The organism is Gimesia alba (genome assembly GCF_007744675.1).
Classification (GTDB): Bacteria; Planctomycetota; Planctomycetia; order Planctomycetales; family Planctomycetaceae; genus Gimesia; species Gimesia alba.
This window is the reverse complement of record NZ_CP036269.1, coordinates 6427128-6441832: the sequence shown is the minus strand read 5'-3', so window position 1 is coordinate 6441832 and position 14705 is coordinate 6427128. Positions and strand designations below refer to the sequence as shown.

At 49.2% G+C, this 14705-nt stretch carries 10 protein-coding genes; 4 read left to right on the top strand and 6 right to left on the bottom strand.

What is annotated here, in order from left to right; genetic code table 11:
* The first annotated feature begins 231 nt into the window (after positions 1–231).
* From Pan241w_RS24005 to Pan241w_RS23990, 4 genes are all read left to right on the top strand, one after another.
* On the top strand, positions 232–1191 hold the full coding sequence (locus tag Pan241w_RS24005) for an AAA family ATPase (protein ID WP_232107259.1): 960 nt from the start codon (positions 232–234) through the stop codon (positions 1189–1191).
* Entirely contained in the window at positions 1188–2498 is a 1311-nt protein-coding gene (locus Pan241w_RS24000; RefSeq protein ID WP_145220715.1) for a DUF58 domain-containing protein, read from the top strand. Before Pan241w_RS24005 ends, Pan241w_RS24000 begins: the two co-directional genes overlap by 4 nt.
* Positions 2499–2752: 254 nt before the next feature.
* Positions 2753–7015 (top strand): leucine-rich repeat domain-containing protein, encoded by a 4263-nt coding sequence (locus Pan241w_RS23995; protein ID WP_198000113.1) that lies wholly within the window; start codon positions 2753–2755, stop codon positions 7013–7015.
* Between the two features lie 395 nt (positions 7016–7410).
* Complete coding sequence (locus tag Pan241w_RS23990) at positions 7411–7989, top strand: FHA domain-containing protein (protein ID WP_145220711.1); 579 nt, start codon at positions 7411–7413, stop codon at positions 7987–7989.
* Between the two features lie 24 nt (positions 7990–8013).
* Here the strand turns inward: Pan241w_RS23990 and Pan241w_RS23985 are convergent, their stop codons facing one another.
* From Pan241w_RS23985 to Pan241w_RS23960, 6 genes are all read right to left on the bottom strand, one after another.
* Positions 8014–10125, bottom strand: a complete 2112-nt coding sequence (locus Pan241w_RS23985) for a YfhO family protein (RefSeq protein ID WP_145220709.1) — start codon at positions 10123–10125, stop codon at positions 8014–8016.
* Between the two features lie 371 nt (positions 10126–10496).
* Entirely contained in the window at positions 10497–11714 is a 1218-nt protein-coding gene (locus tag Pan241w_RS23980) for a beta/alpha barrel domain-containing protein (RefSeq protein ID WP_145220707.1), read from the bottom strand.
* Between the two features lie 72 nt (positions 11715–11786).
* Positions 11787–12713: a malate dehydrogenase gene (locus Pan241w_RS23975; protein WP_145220705.1), complete on the bottom strand. Its 927-nt coding sequence runs from the start codon at positions 12711–12713 to the stop codon at positions 11787–11789.
* 62 nt (positions 12714–12775) lie between these two features.
* The gene (locus Pan241w_RS23970; protein ID WP_145220703.1) at positions 12776–13666 is read right to left on the bottom strand and encodes a class II aldolase/adducin family protein; all 891 of its coding nucleotides are present in this window, start codon (positions 13664–13666) and stop codon (positions 12776–12778) included.
* A 61-nt stretch (positions 13667–13727) separates the two neighbouring features.
* Positions 13728–14009 carry a EutN/CcmL family microcompartment protein gene (locus Pan241w_RS23965; RefSeq protein ID WP_145220701.1) on the bottom strand — a complete coding sequence of 94 codons (282 nt, stop codon included), beginning with the start codon at positions 14007–14009 and terminating at the stop codon, positions 13728–13730.
* Between the two features lie 22 nt (positions 14010–14031).
* Positions 14032–14703, bottom strand: a complete 672-nt coding sequence (locus Pan241w_RS23960; protein WP_145220699.1) for a hypothetical protein — start codon at positions 14701–14703, stop codon at positions 14032–14034.
* Between the last annotated feature and the right edge of the window lie 2 nt (positions 14704–14705).

Sequence of the window (14705 nt, the reverse complement as noted above, 5' to 3'; positions counted from 1 at the left end):
AATTTTTCAGTCCCAACTCAATCTGGTCAGGTGAACTTCAGGAGTCAGGACAGTGTGTGTTGATATCAGCCAATTTGAAAAAAACGGTCAGTTCTTGACTGAGTTGCTCGAAATTCGAACCGGATTGGATTTAGAATAAACGGCTCAGGGAACATCAGTTCCGGATCGGCGATTTCCGAATCGTGTTTGATTTACATACTTCAGCTAGACAGTCAGGGTTACGGTTCATTCATGGATGTTTCTCAAATCGAAGATTACTATCAACGCTCACTGGCCGAAGTGGGAAAAGTTCTCATGGGTCAGGAAGATCTGGTAGAAGGCGTTTTGATCGCGTTATTCTGTGAAGGGAATGTGCTGATCGAAGGCGTGCCCGGCTTGGGGAAAACACTGCTGGTGAATGCACTCAGCCACGTGCTGTCGAGCGAGTTTCGTCGGATTCAATTTACGCCCGACCTGATGCCTTCGGATATCACAGGGCATTCCGTGTATGACATGCACGAGAAAGTCTTTACCTTCAATCAGGGGCCGCTATTTACCAATCTGCTGTTGGCCGATGAAGTCAACCGGGCTCCCGCCAAAACACAATCGGCGTTACTGGAAGCGATGCAGGAACATCAGGTTTCCGTCGATGGCAAAACTTATCCGCTCGAACGTCCCTTTCTCACGATTGCGACGCAGAACCCACTGGAACAGGAAGGAACCTATCCGCTGCCCGAAGCGCAGCTGGATCGTTTCATGTTCAAGCTGATGGTCGATTATCCGACGCAGGATCAGGAAAACGAGATTCTCAAACTGTATGCTGACGGTAAGGATAACCGCGACCTGGGCAGTTTCGGCATGGAATCTGTGTTGAATACCGAAATCATTCTGCAGATTCAGAAACGGGCCACCGAAATTATTGTCGAGCCTTCGATCATTCAATACATCACCTCGATTGTTTCGCGGACCCGCAGCTGGCATACGATTGAGGTGGGGGCGAGCCCCCGTGCGAGTGTGAATCTGCTGATTGGTTCCCGCGTGATGGCAGCCTGTCAGGGGCGTGACTTTGTGGTTCCCGATGATGTGAAAGAACTGGCGCTACCGATTCTTCGCCATCGGATTCGTCTACATCCCGAAGCGGAAATTGAAGGCATGAATGTGGATGACGTGATTCGCGAAATCCTGGAAAGTGTCGAGGCGCCTCGCCAATGATGCCGCGACTCCCATTACTGTTTCTATTCGCGTCCGCGATGGTCCCTTTTGCATTGGGAACCGTTTGGGCTGAAGCAGGGCAAATCGGCATCCTGATCTGTCTGGGAGTCTTTCTGCTGTCGCTGGTAGATTTGGTCATCACTCCTTCTCTGCTGGCGATTGAAGTGTACCGTGATGTCAGCGATGTGCTCAGTGTCGGCACGCAGAACAGTGTGAAACTCTGGTTTACGAATCGGGGTCCGGTTTCGCTGTTGATTCACGTGCATGATGAGCCGCCGTTGCCCTGTCATTATTCCGATCTTCCGTTTGATATCAAGCTGATACCGAATAAGCATCATTACAGCATCTATCATGTGGAGCCGTTGCATCGGGGGAAAAACCGGTTTCGTCGGGTCTTTCTGCAGATGAAAAGTCGGCTCGGTTTATGGACGGTATATGACGAGCGGGACATTCATCAGGAAGTACGTATCTACCCGGATATCAAAGCCGTGCATGGCGTTGAACTGCTGGCCCGCCGCAATCGGCTGGCAGAGACAGGAATTCGGCTCTCCCGTTTAAAAGGGCGCGGAACGGAATTTGAGCGTTTGCGCGAGTATCGGCGGGGTGATGAATTTCGCAGTATCGACTGGAAAGCAACATCGCGGCATCAGGAGTTAATCAGTCGGGAGTACGTTGTCGAAAAAAATCAGAACATCATCATTCTGATCGACTGCGGCCGCTCGATGTGCAATGAGGCGGAAGGGGTGACGCACTTTGATCGGGCTTTGAACGCGGCGATTTTACTGAGCTATATCGCGCTGCGACAGGGGGACACGGTTTCGCTGATGGCCTGCTCGAACAAGGTGGAGCGCTGGGTACCCCCAATTCGGGGCGCCGGTTCGATTCAGAAACTGATCCGACAGGTTTACGATCTGGAGCCGGTTTATGAAGCCTCCGATTATCAGTTGATGTCCGAGCAACTTCAGCTGCGTTACCGTAAGCGTTCGCTGGTGGTCGTTTTGACGCATGCTTTGGATGAAGTGCATCTGAGCCACCTCAGCGATTCACTGCGAATGATGCGCTGGCCGCATCTGGTGTTGTCTGCATTTTTGCGAAACGTGCCGCTACAACATCGGATGAATGCGATTCCGGAGACGGACCGCGAAGCCTTTCAGGTCGCCGCCGCCGCGGATATTGTGGCAACGCAAACCACACAAATCGCATCACTGCAAAAGTCCGGCCTGCTGGTGCTGGACACGCTGCCGGAAAATCTGTCGGTGAATCTCATTAGCCGCTATTTAGATATCAAAGCCCGGCAGTTGCTTTAGTGATTGCATTTGTTGACAGCTCGGATTTTCAAGTCGAATGATCGCAGTATTGGAATTGATGTGCGTACAATGTTATAGTTGTATTCATTAGTGCAATCGCGTTCTGTCAGCCTGCTGTTTATCTTTCCTTTTGGAACCACACCATAATGCGAACTACACTGTTTTTTTTACTGCTCTTCTGTCTGACAGGCTCTGTTTGCAGGTCTCAGAAAGTTCCCCCTGCTTCTAAAATTAATTTGTCTCAAGAGCAGGCAGTGCAGCGGATCAAAGCGTTGCATGGTAAAGTTGAATTTGCGAAGACAGGTTCAAACCCGAAGATTGAAGCCATCTCTTTCTCAAACTCGCAAATTGATGATGCCGGGCTTGTGATTTTGAAAGATTTGACCCATGTCAGGAAGCTGGGCTTTTATCAAACCAAGGTGACTGGTAGTGGGCTCAAACATCTTACTGGTTTGACCAAACTGGAAAATCTGGAATTTATCAGAAGCCCCCTCAAGGATGAGTCGCTAGCTTATCTGAAAAACTTTCCAGCCTTAACGCACCTTTACATTCGAAATGCGGCGCTTTCTGATGATGCGTTGAAGCATCTCCAAGGGCTCACAAAACTGCAAACACTCTGGCTGCTGGGAACGCATGTTTCCAATGACGGACTGGTGTATCTCAAAGATCTCAAGCAGCTGAAATCATTGAATCTATTTGAGACCCAGGTCAGTGATGCCGGGTTGAAACATCTTTACCATTTCAAAAACCTGAAGTATTTGGATCTGGGACACACCCTCGTGAGTCAGTCTGGAGTTGATCAACTCCGGGCCGCATTGCCGGATTGCAAAATTGAATTCACTCGTCCGCTTTCGTCGGCAGACCAGGCTCTGGTTGCTCAGGTGAAGCAGTTACACGGTTCTGTTTCTTATAGCAGCACGAATCAAATCAAACATATCATTGGCGTTACGCTTTCCGGCAGACAGGTTGATGATCACAAACTGAAATGCCTGAAAGAGAGTCAGGATTTGAGGTCGCTGATTCTCAATTCCACAAGTGTCAAAGGTGAGGGGCTGGCAGTTCTCAAAAACCATACCAGCTTAAACTTTCTGTCGTTAATGCATTCGCCTCTATCCGATTCAGGTCTGGTTCATATTGTAAAACACCAGAAATTAACAAGCCTGAATCTGAATGATACCAGGGTGAGTGATGCGGGATTAATCCATCTGAAGAAACTCAACAAACTCAAATATTTGAATCTACAGAAAACGAATGTGACAAATCAGGGGGTTAAGCAGCTACAGTCCGCACTCCCAAACTGCAAAATCGAATTTACTTTCAAGCTTTCTATGAATACTCAGCGCGCCATCGCCGCGTTGAGAGCCCTGCGGGCGCGGGTGATGATAACCAGACAACAGAAAGCTCCCTTTCAAACTTCAGAAGTGGTGACCTCGGTCAGTCTTTCTGGAAATCAAGTGACTGACACTCAGTTAGAGCATTTCAAAGAACTTTCGACTTTGAAATCGCTCAGCCTTCAGTCTACAAAATTCACAGACAAAGGACTGGTGCACCTGTCCGGTTTGACGGAACTGGAACAGCTCAAATTATCGGGGGCGCGGATTACAGATAACGGCCTGGCTGTTCTCAAAGGTTTGACCAAGCTTAAAGAGCTGGATCTGAGCCGAACCTCCATCACTGAAGCCGGACTTGCCTCTCTCAAAAATTATCCCGCTTTACGAAAGTTGCATCTAAGCAGCCTGCCATTAACCGATGCGGGGCTTGTCAATTTGAAAGGACTCTCGAATCTGGAAACATTAAGTATCGATGGTACCCGGGTTACAGGAGCTGGTTTTCACGAAATAAAAACGCTACCCCAACTGAAATCGTTGGATGTATCGAAGGCACCTATTGATGATGCCGGTTTAGAACATCTCGCCTGCTTGTCTCATTTGCAGACTTTGTCTCTCACGAATACAAAAATAACCGATGCCGGTTTAAATATTCTGGTGCAGTTAACAGAACTCGCTTCGTTGAAACTTGGGTTGAATCAAATTGGTGATGCGAATCTGGCAGCGCTCTCGAATCTCACGAAACTACACTCATTAAGTCTTCGAGAGACCGCCGTGACCGACTCTGGCCTGATGCATTTACGGAAATTAATCAACATAAAATACCTCAACCTGCAAGGCACCAAAATTACCAGTACGGGATTGAAACATTTGAATCAGCTCCACCAGATTTCAGTTCTGAATCTAAAGGACACGCAGATCGATGATTCGGGCCTCGCAGCACTAAAACCGTTTTCCAAATTAAGGCGATTGAATTTACATGGCACGCAAGTCACAGATATTGGCTTAGCACATTTAAAAGACAGGAAGCTCAAATTGACGGAACTGGTTTTGTACAAGACAAAAGTTACGAAGTCAGGAGTCAAAATGATGCAGCAGGAATATCCTCGCTGCATGGTCCTGGCTTCGCCACAGGATTCAGCAGAAATGCAGGAAATTGTTGAAAGACTGAAAAATTCAGGAGTCGTCTTGATTCGTTTAAAAAAAGATCTGCATACGGACTATTTTATTGTCTCATTTAATGCTGCTTCCCGGCAGAAACCGGAAACAGAGCACATTCATTCTCTGTTAAAGCTGCTTCGAGGGATCAAACACTTAGAGCAGCTGAGTATCAATAGGAAACAACTGACAGATGCGGGCCTCGAACATCTGCAGCGTTTCACTGATTTGAGGGAACTTGGAATCATCGGTGCCCGGATCACGGATCATGGTCTCAAGCAATTGGCGAATCTTTCCAACCTGGAAAGCTTAAGCATTATCGACACGCAGATCACTGATGCCGGTCTGGTGTATTTAAAACACTTCACCCGTTTGACGACACTTAAACTTTCCCGTAATCAAATTACGGATAACGGCTTGAAGCATCTGACCGGTTTAGCCGGTCTCAAAGTTCTGGATCTCAGTCAGACTGAAGTGACGGATAGCGGCTTGAAACATCTGGGAAGACTGCCGAGTCTCACCAGTTTGCACCTGAAAGACACCAAAGTAACCGAGGATGGGGTAAAAGCATTTCAGAAGGATCATCCTGGTTGCATGGTCGATTATACAATCCCTCTTGCGATGAATGAGGAAAAAATTGCAGCGCGGCTCAAGGAATTGGGTGCCTCTGTCAGTATCTATCAACGGGGAAATATGAAAGCCGTTCGCTTTATCTCTTTCCCACGAGAATACCGTGCAAATAGTAAGCGAGAGCACATTGATGATCGATTGGCACTTTTGAAGGGGTTAGAGCATGTAGAGAATCTTACTGTGAATAATCAGGATGTTACAGACGCGGGTCTGAAACATATGGAGAATTTAACCAGCTTAAAAAACTTGATGATCACTGGTCCCAAAATAACCGATGCCGGGATTCAACATTTAAGCGGTCTGACGAATCTCCAGCATTTGAGTCTTGAAGGCACTCAGATTTCTGATGCAGGATTGGTCCATTTGAAAGATTGCATTTTTTTAGAAAGCTTATCTCTACAAAGTACGAAGATCAGTTCTTCCGGGATCGAAAATCTGGAAGGACTTATTAATTTGAAATCGCTATATCTCGGTAGTACAGCTCTGGATGATCGGGGACTGAAGAGATTGAATGGGCTCTCGAAAATGAAATTATTGTCTGTTTATGGAACACAAATATCCGATACCGGATTGACCGAATTAGCTAAAGTTACGAATTTAAGCGTTTTGTATTTGAGTCACACTCGTATTACTGATGTAGGATTACAGCACTTGAAATCGCTTAAGAAACTCGTTCGTCTTTCTCTACAAAATACAGCGATCACGGATGCAGGACTCGCGCACTTGAAGACAATGACACATCTAACCAGTCTCTATTTAAACGAAACCAAAGTCACGACAGAGGGAGTTCTCAAGATTCAAACACATCTTCCAGAGTGCAAAATAGATTTTACGATTCCACTTAGTGAGGAAATTCAAGCAGTTGTGAATTCTCTCCGAAAGCTGGGAGCAAATGTGGGAGTGACGAAACAGGGATTTCAAGAAGTGGTTGGAGTAGTCGTTTTTTATCATGATCTTCGAAAACAAAATAATTTGGAACACATAGATTCCAGATTAGCGCGTCTCAAAGAGGTAACCACTTTGGAGCGAGTAGAAGTATTAGCACCACAAGTCACGGATGTGGGTTTGGCTCACTTGAAAAAACTGACCGGATTAAAAGAACTTGTCCTTCGCGGAAAAAACATTACTGACGCCGGGCTCCAGAATTTAACTGGACTCAACGAACTACAGAAATTAGATTTAGAAGAGACCCTGATTTCTGATGCAGGCATGGAACATATTGTGAAACTGGTCAAACTCAAAACGTTAAATCTGAAAGGCACTAAAGTCACAGCAGTAGGGCTTGAACGATTGCAGGAACTGAAAAACTTGCGTGAGCTCTCTCTCGTCAATCTCAATGTGCCAATCAATGTACTGAAGAAACTCTCTTCCGACATGCCCGAACTTTCAATTCGTTATTAAAAAAGGCAACTCAGAAAAGTTTCCTACAAATCATTTCCTGAACCAAAGAATCCACTCTGAATTCAATTTGCACGGTATACGCCAGTGCGGTTATGCCGAAGTTAATGATTATATCGGGCAGTGTCCACGTCGATTGACTAGGCAGGTGAATCACTGCTTTTTCGTTTTCTCACTCAAACCGGGGAGAATTGAGATCAGATGATCGAGTGCATATCCAGTCGTAGCCGATATTTATAGATAATTCATATACCCAAAAGCCGCGTAATCTATGCGGGTTCTTGTGTGGATTTCTTCGACTCTTCTCTGACCGCTGACTTTTTTCTTTTACTTGCTACTGGGCCAGTCGTATAATGAAATTTCCTTAAGTTTGCTACCGTTTCGTACTGGAGTCCTCTATGGCAGTCTGTTTAGTCCCTGTGAATCAAGGTCGCCCGATCGTGCTTGATAAGGCAATCATTCTAGTAGGACGCCATCCGGACTGTGATATCGTCATTACGGACAGCCCTAAAATCTCCCGAAAGCATTGCTGCCTGGCGATTGTGAATGACCGCCCGGTCGTCCGCGATCTGGGAAGTATGAATGGCGTTTTTGTCAACGGTAAGCAAATCGATCAGCAGGCCTGGTTGAAGCTGAATGACGAGTTGAAGATCGGTAACGTCGCCTATCATCTGCAAAATATTGGCGCTGATTCCAAGAAGAAAAACGACTCCTCTGACAACGCCCCTGGCGGAGATGATGCTCCTACCAAGGCACCTTCGGTACAGCACTTCAAGAAGCCGACGAAAGACGTTGATCTCTCGCAGCAATTTCCTGTTGCCATTTCAGACAGCGGGCAAAATGTGAGTGTGAACGATATGCTGCCCAGCGATGAACTGGAAAAAGCTGACGACGAAGACGACGAAGAAAATTATTCGGACAGTAATAACTTCGAAGGCTCCAGTTCTGGCTCACATATCGAGTTTATCTCGACCTGACCTAAATCCAGTTTACTTCTAAACTCAGTCAGGCTTCACTTCCATCGTCCGATTTTTCATTTGAGAAAGAATCGGATTCCAGAATCGGAAGTGCGCTGTCGTCATAATAATTAACAGCGTGACACAGCTGATAATCCCGCCGATCAAAAACCAGCCTGATTGGTAGGTCCAGATCACTTCATGTTTCCCCGCGGGTAGTTTTACGCCACGATACATGCCTTCGATCAATTCTCCCTCTGCGGGCTGACCATCTACATACACTTTCCAGCCGGGGTAATACAGGTCGGTCAGAATCAAAGTGTCTTCCGTTGGCGTGTCGGCTTCAATGATGATTTCATTCGCGCGGTAGGTTTTAATCGTGGCTGACTGATTGGCTTCCGGATGCGTCCAGGCGAGGCGGCCGCGAGAACCTTCCAATTCGTAGAAGTAAAGCGGTTCATCGAAGCGGCCCCAGGCCGGATTAATCACTGCATCGAAGTCACTCCAAACCGGCTTAACCGGCCATCGATTCAAGTCCAGTTTGTGCTGGCTGAGGATATGCGTCACTCCGGCTTTACGGAGCCATTCGATCTGTTCGGGAGTCGCCGGTTCTTTAAACGGCAGCGGTGCGGGCATGGTCAGTTTGGGATCGAAATACTGTTCGGGGCCAATGCCCAGATACACGGGGGTGGATGACACGCCGATCAATGTGGGCAGGTTGGCTCCCGGAGCAAATAGTCTTACAGGTTTGCCATATTCGTTGACGATTTTTCTTAAGGCACTCTTTTCGACCTGATTGATCGGCGGATTGGGGATGATGGCGGCGTACGTCACATACCGGCTGACAATCCAGAAGTCGGCGATCGTAAACAGGCAGACGAGTGAGACAACCACCAGTTGGATCATCTTGTTCCAGTTCATGACGAGTCGTTCGAGACAGACACCGGCGAGAACCGCGACGGCGAAGGTAGTCACGATCCCATATCGACCGGGGCCCGTGAAGAAACTGAAGCCGGGCAAATGTTTCGTCAGCGGCAGGAACCAGCCCGGTGTATAGAGCAATGCCAGGAAGCCGATGATGGCTAATAGCACGAGTCGGCGATCGCCGGTCCAGGCTTTTTGGAATGTCCCATAAATCAGCAATAGCACGGTGGCGATGCCGAAATAGAGGTGTGCTTCCACCTGGTTGGTCGCATCAGATCCGGGGCCAAGACCGGCATCAAGATTGACTTCATAGGGGTACCAGGCCCAGGGAGCAACGACCTGCGACAGATACCAGACCGGAATATGACCGTAGCCCGGCTGGTGGGAGCGTTCGCCGACTTCAGCCCGCTGGCTTAACTGTTTCAATTCCCAAGTCGGCCCCAGTTGCACGGCTGAAAGACCATAGGCGGCGATCAATGCCAGCAGTAACAGGATCACCGTGGACCGTCGACGGGGTTTGAGTTGTTCGGTGGCGTTATCGCGGCTGAACCAGATCCGGGCCGGGATGTAAACGAGTAGCATGAGCTGTGTAATAAATGCGAGATTAAAATGTCCTGGCAGAATCTGCATGGCGAGTGCGAAGCAGAGCAGGATCGGATAGCGCCAAAGCCGGGTCTGAAAAAACGATTCCACACACCAGAGTGTCAGTGGCAGCCAGGCGCCGCCGATGATGGCCCATTCCAGACAGATTCGCGAAGGAAACCAGCCGTAGGTATAAACGAGTCCGGCAAACAGGGCCGCAATCAGTGAATAGCCGAGCCGCCTGACATACATGGCGGTAAACACAAACGCCAGGATGTAGTGCAAAATCTGGACGAAGTTATAAGCCGCATTCACGGGGAGAAAGCGGTAGGCGAAATAGTTGAACGGATAAAAGGCACCCGTCTGGCTTTCAGCGACAAGCGGGACGCCATGCCCGATGTTCGAATTCCAGAGCGGAAATTCGCCCGCGTGGAGCCGATCAGCGAAGAACGATTTTTGCGGAAAGAAGTAGGTATAAAGGTCACCGCCGATCAAGCCGCCGCCCGACCAGAGACCGCCCCAGAAGATCCAGGTGAGCCCAACGGCGGAGATCAGAATGAGACCGGTAAACCAGGGAGCACTTTGCGAGGAAGACGTTTCCGACTGAGGTGCATCGGTTTTCTGCTTGCTCTTTTTTGAGGACTTGCTCAAGCGACTGAACCTTGTGTTGGCAAAATGAAAGGCGGCTGAATATCAGAAAGTGTATTCTAAGCCGCTTGTGCTGATGTCTCAACACACAGGACACAGAAGTTAGACTGTGTCCTGTTTTGCTGTAGAGTCTCTAGGTCCATTTGAATCGAATTTATTTGATTGAGACGTGCGAGAGTAAAATGTAATGCGCTTCAGGTAGTGTTTTTTAACTCGAACGGGCCTGACCAAAGACGCTTAACCGGGGCTAACGCCCTGCGGCTAGTGGGCTTTTACTGCGGTCATTGTTTATAACCTGGGGGAACATCACACCATCGGTCACGGTGAATTCTTTTATCACTAATGCTGTAGTACTCAACATCAGGCTGAGGATCTTATTCACCAAACATGCGGTTCAGGCGATTCTGGTGGTAAGCCAGTCGCTGTTCCGAATTCATCGAAGCAAAATCAGGAGCCCCGTTACCGTTGGTCGCGGGTTGAGACGAAGTTGTTTTGCCGGATGTCTTCGCTGCCGGTTTCCCGTTTGCTTTCTTTGTGGGGAAGCTGAAGGTTTTTCCATCTTCGCCGCCATAACTCATTACGGCGGTTTGATAAGTCAGATCGACTTCCAGTTCGCGATGCGGTTTGATCCCGAGTTCCTGCAGTACGCCGTGATAGGCTTGGACGGCTTCGACCGGTTGGATTTTGTCTTCGACCAGAAACCGCAGGAATTGAATGAATGCCAGCTGGTGCTCGGCCTGATTAATCTTGCGACCGAATAACGCCACGCGGGCACCATATTTTTTGGCGTCATAGATTAACTGGAATGCGTCGAGAGTCGTTCCCGCGGAGCCACCCAGGATGCCGACGATCAAATGCGGATCATAGGCGACGAGTTCTTCCATGGCCCGAGGTCCATGATAAACCATCTTCAGAAACGTAGGCCGTCCGGCTGAAGTGACGCCGGCCAGAGTCCGAGCGATCAAATCATTGATGAACCCGGGGGCGACGTCTGAGGCGACGGCGTTGCTGGTGTTGGGATCAAAAATTTCCAGGAAGTGGCGGAATTTCTTGCGTTCGGCTTCTTCGCGGAATTCTTTGTAGCGTTCTAACGTATCGAGATCATCTTCGAGATTATTATTGAACGTGACCGAATACAGACCGAGGTCAGCGCCGTAGGCCCGTTCTTCCGGTTTGCAGTCGAGATGTCCGCATTGAATATGATCCAGGCTGGCCGAGCGAAATGGCTTGGCCGCCGGGATATGAATCTTACCGCCGCGAGGCACGTGGACGTCGGTCGTATCATTGGCGCGGGCGGCGGGGGTAATCGGCGAATTGTCGAACAGGCGTTCGTCAATCGTCAACTTTTCGCTGGTACTGGCGGACATCAGGACGATGTCCACCACTTCCTGCTGAATGACTTCACGAATCTGTTGTCGGTATTCAGCCAGCGTTTTGTATTTGAGTTCCTGGTCATGCCGCTCAGGCGACAGACCGGGAGCACCAATGCCGAAGGCCATATCCGCATCCTTGGCATCGGCGATGATAAACTCTTTCGAGCCGCTGGGATCAGCGTGGATCGATTGAATTTTTCGATCAAGTGATTTTTCCATCAGACAATCATTTCAAATCAAAACGCAATAGTGGCTGAACGCAATTATAATATATCGACTAACCGATCGAGATCAGCCGAGTACTTTGTCGACGGTTTCCCGCAGTACTTTACCCGACTGAGTCAAAGCCATTTGTTCTTTCGGCCAGAGTTCGATTTCCAGATGCTGCATCACACCGGAGCGACCCATGACGGTTGGAACGGAGATGCAGACATCCCGTAGACCGAAGGCTCCATTCTGGAGTGAAGATACAGGCAGAATTCGACGTTGGTCAAGGGCGATACAGTGCACGACATCGGCGATGCTGACGCCCACCGCGAAACCGGCTCCCCCTTTTTTCTTGATGACTTCGGCTCCGCTGCCACGCGTCTTCTTTTCGACTTCGGCAATCAGAGATGGACTCGCGCCGGGGAACTTGTCCAGCGGCAGACCACCCACTTGAGCGGCCGACCAGATGGGAACCATGCTGTCGCCGTGTTCGCCGAGAATCAGGGTCGAGACTTGTGTCGGTGGCACATCCAGGCGGGCCGCCAGCATGCTGCGAAGACGAGTCGTGTCCAGAACAGTACCAAGACCGATCACTTGTTGTGGCGGCAGTCCGAGTTCTTTCATGGCCAGATAAGTCAATACGTCGACCGGATTCGAAACGACGAAGACAATCGCTCCTGGTTTCGTGCCAACGCGTTTGACGTCTGCCAGAATGTTTTTGAACAATTCGACATTGCGGTTGATCAAATCCAGGCGGCTTTCATCGGGTTTGCGTCGCAGACCGGCGGTGATCACGATTACGTCACTGTCTTTGACCAGTTCGGTTCCGCCGGCGTAAATTTTCTGGTCGGCGGTTAAAGAGCTGCCGTGCAACAAGTCGAGGGCCTGGCCTTCCACCAGATCCTGATTGACGTCGACCAGAGCAATTTCCCGGACGATGCCTCCGGCCTGTAATGCGAAGGCGGCACAGGAACCTACGAGTCCGCCACCACCAATAATACTGACATTCATAATCAAATCTTTTCTATATGATGATGTAATGTGTGTTTGTGAAAATATTCAACTGAGAAGAATTATTTACCCAGTGCTGACATCACCTGTTCGGTGATCGCTTTAACTAAATGCTCAGAGTTACCGCCGTTCGAAGTCGGAGTGGCTTCGGTCGATGGCTTCTGCAGGTATCCCGGGTAGCTGGGAGCAGGTTCAAACGATTTCTGCTGTGGAATTCCTTCTTTGTATCCGTCACGGAAGGCGCTGTTGCCACACAGGTCACAGTCTTCTACGTGGAAGCGAGGATCATCGAAGCCCAGTTTCTTCTTGAGGTCGAGCAGTTCACGGGTTTCTGTTTCCGTGAAGTAGCTGACGCGTCCGAGTTGCTTGGACAACAACAGGATTTTACAGTACGCGTCCAGAATTTCCGTTTTCCAGTAAGCGTCTTCCAGAGACTTACCGAAAGTGACGGTACCGTGTCCGGTCAGGATGATGGTGTTCGTGCCCCCTTTGAGGAACGGTACCACGGTGTCAGCGAATTTCTGTCCGCCCGGAGTTTCGTAAGGCGCCATGGGAACTTCACCCATGAAGACTTCAACTTCGGGCAGTACGCACTGTGGAATCGGCTCGCGAGCAACGGCGAAGGCGGTTGCATGTGGCGGGTGACAGTGAACGACAGCTTTGACATCGGGGCGTTCTTTCATGATCGCCAGGTGCAAGAGGATTTCGCTGGTTCGTTTACGAGTACCGGCAATCTGGTTTCCGTCGAGGTCAACGGCACAGATGTCTTCGGGTTTCATGAAGCCTTTGCAGATCATGGTCGGAGAGCAGAGGACTTCGTTTTCGCCGACACGAATCGAGATGTTTCCGTCGTTAGCCGCTGCAAATCCTTTATTGTATACGCGACGTCCGATTTCGCAGATCTCTTCTTTCAAATTTCGGTCGTGAATTCCACTGTTCCATTGATTTGACATTGTTTTGACTCCAAACGTAAATTTAAAAATGGTGTTTTCAGTAATTGTGATTGTGATTTGATTAGTAAACTTCGACCTGATCCAGAATCGCCGACACATAGGCGTCAATCGGTTTTACATCAGGGTGAAAGGGAGCGGCTGCTTCTGCTCCTTCACTGACTGCAATCTGGCAGCCCGGTGAAGCACCCAGCTCGTCGTAAATAATAAATGGTTCCGTTTTCTTTTTTTTCTTGCTGTTGAGCTCATCGCTCTTTAAGGGAATCGCAATCACCCACCGGGCAGCATCCAGACTGGGATGCTTGCGTGAAAGCGTCACTTTTCCGATGACTTCTGCGATTTTCATTATTTGTTTCCTCATGCAGGGACTAACCTGCGTTGACAAAGACCTTCATCAGATTTCTCAGTTCCATAAACGATTTCTGTTCCGGATTCACACAAATCAGATTCGGGCTCATTTGTGCGATGACGGTTCGTAAATGGTTCACGTCCTGAATGGCGGCCGCACAAACTTTTTCGTTTCGGTTGGCCAGACAGGCGGCTTTCTCTGCCGTGGAGGCGAACAGGATGACTCCTGCCGCATCGGCACGACATAAACTGCTGATCGCTTCCTTGACGGATTCTTCCAGTGAAGAACTCAGCTCTTGTGACCAGCGTACGCCGGTCTGTTGTTCGATGGTGGTCAGCGCGTTTTCAACAGCCATTGAGTTAGAAAGCACAATGGCCCGCCAGGGAGTCCCCTGCCCTGTTTCAGGAGCAGCAGACGACGTGGCACGATGCACGCTGATTTGAAATTCTCGCAGATAATCTTTGGCTGAAGGCGTCAACAGTGATCCCGCGGCGATGCCGACCGAGGAATGCCCCTTGGCCTTTTCTGCCAGCAGATCTGCGGTGATGACTTTTTCTGATAAAGTGACGGAAGCGGCAGCCGCTGTCACAGAGGGTACGCTGCCCGTTGTTTGTCCGCCCTGCCCCTGTTGGGAGAGGGTCGACAAAACATTGGCGACCACCTGATTGACTAACTCTTCCGAAAACTGCATAT

Bases quoted from the DNA above. Each gene is read 5' to 3' on its own strand.
- Pan241w_RS24005 (WP_232107259.1), top strand. From the start codon at position 232: ATGGATGTTTCTCAAATCGAAGATTACTATCAACGCTCACTGGCCGAA.
- Pan241w_RS24000 (WP_145220715.1), top strand. From the start codon at position 1,188: ATGATGCCGCGACTCCCATTACTGTTTCTATTCGCGTCCGCGATGGTC.
- Pan241w_RS23990 (WP_145220711.1), top strand. From the start codon at position 7,411: ATGGCAGTCTGTTTAGTCCCTGTGAATCAAGGTCGCCCGATCGTGCTT.
- Pan241w_RS23980 (WP_145220707.1), bottom strand. From the start codon at position 11,714: ATGGAAAAATCACTTGATCGAAAAATTCAATCGATCCACGCTGATCCC.
- Pan241w_RS23975 (WP_145220705.1), bottom strand. From the start codon at position 12,713: ATGAATGTCAGTATTATTGGTGGTGGCGGACTCGTAGGTTCCTGTGCC.
- Pan241w_RS23970 (WP_145220703.1), bottom strand. From the start codon at position 13,666: ATGTCAAATCAATGGAACAGTGGAATTCACGACCGAAATTTGAAAGAA.
- Pan241w_RS23965 (WP_145220701.1), bottom strand. From the start codon at position 14,009: ATGAAAATCGCAGAAGTCATCGGAAAAGTGACGCTTTCACGCAAGCAT.
- Pan241w_RS23960 (WP_145220699.1), bottom strand. From the start codon at position 14,703: ATGCAGTTTTCGGAAGAGTTAGTCAATCAGGTGGTCGCCAATGTTTTG.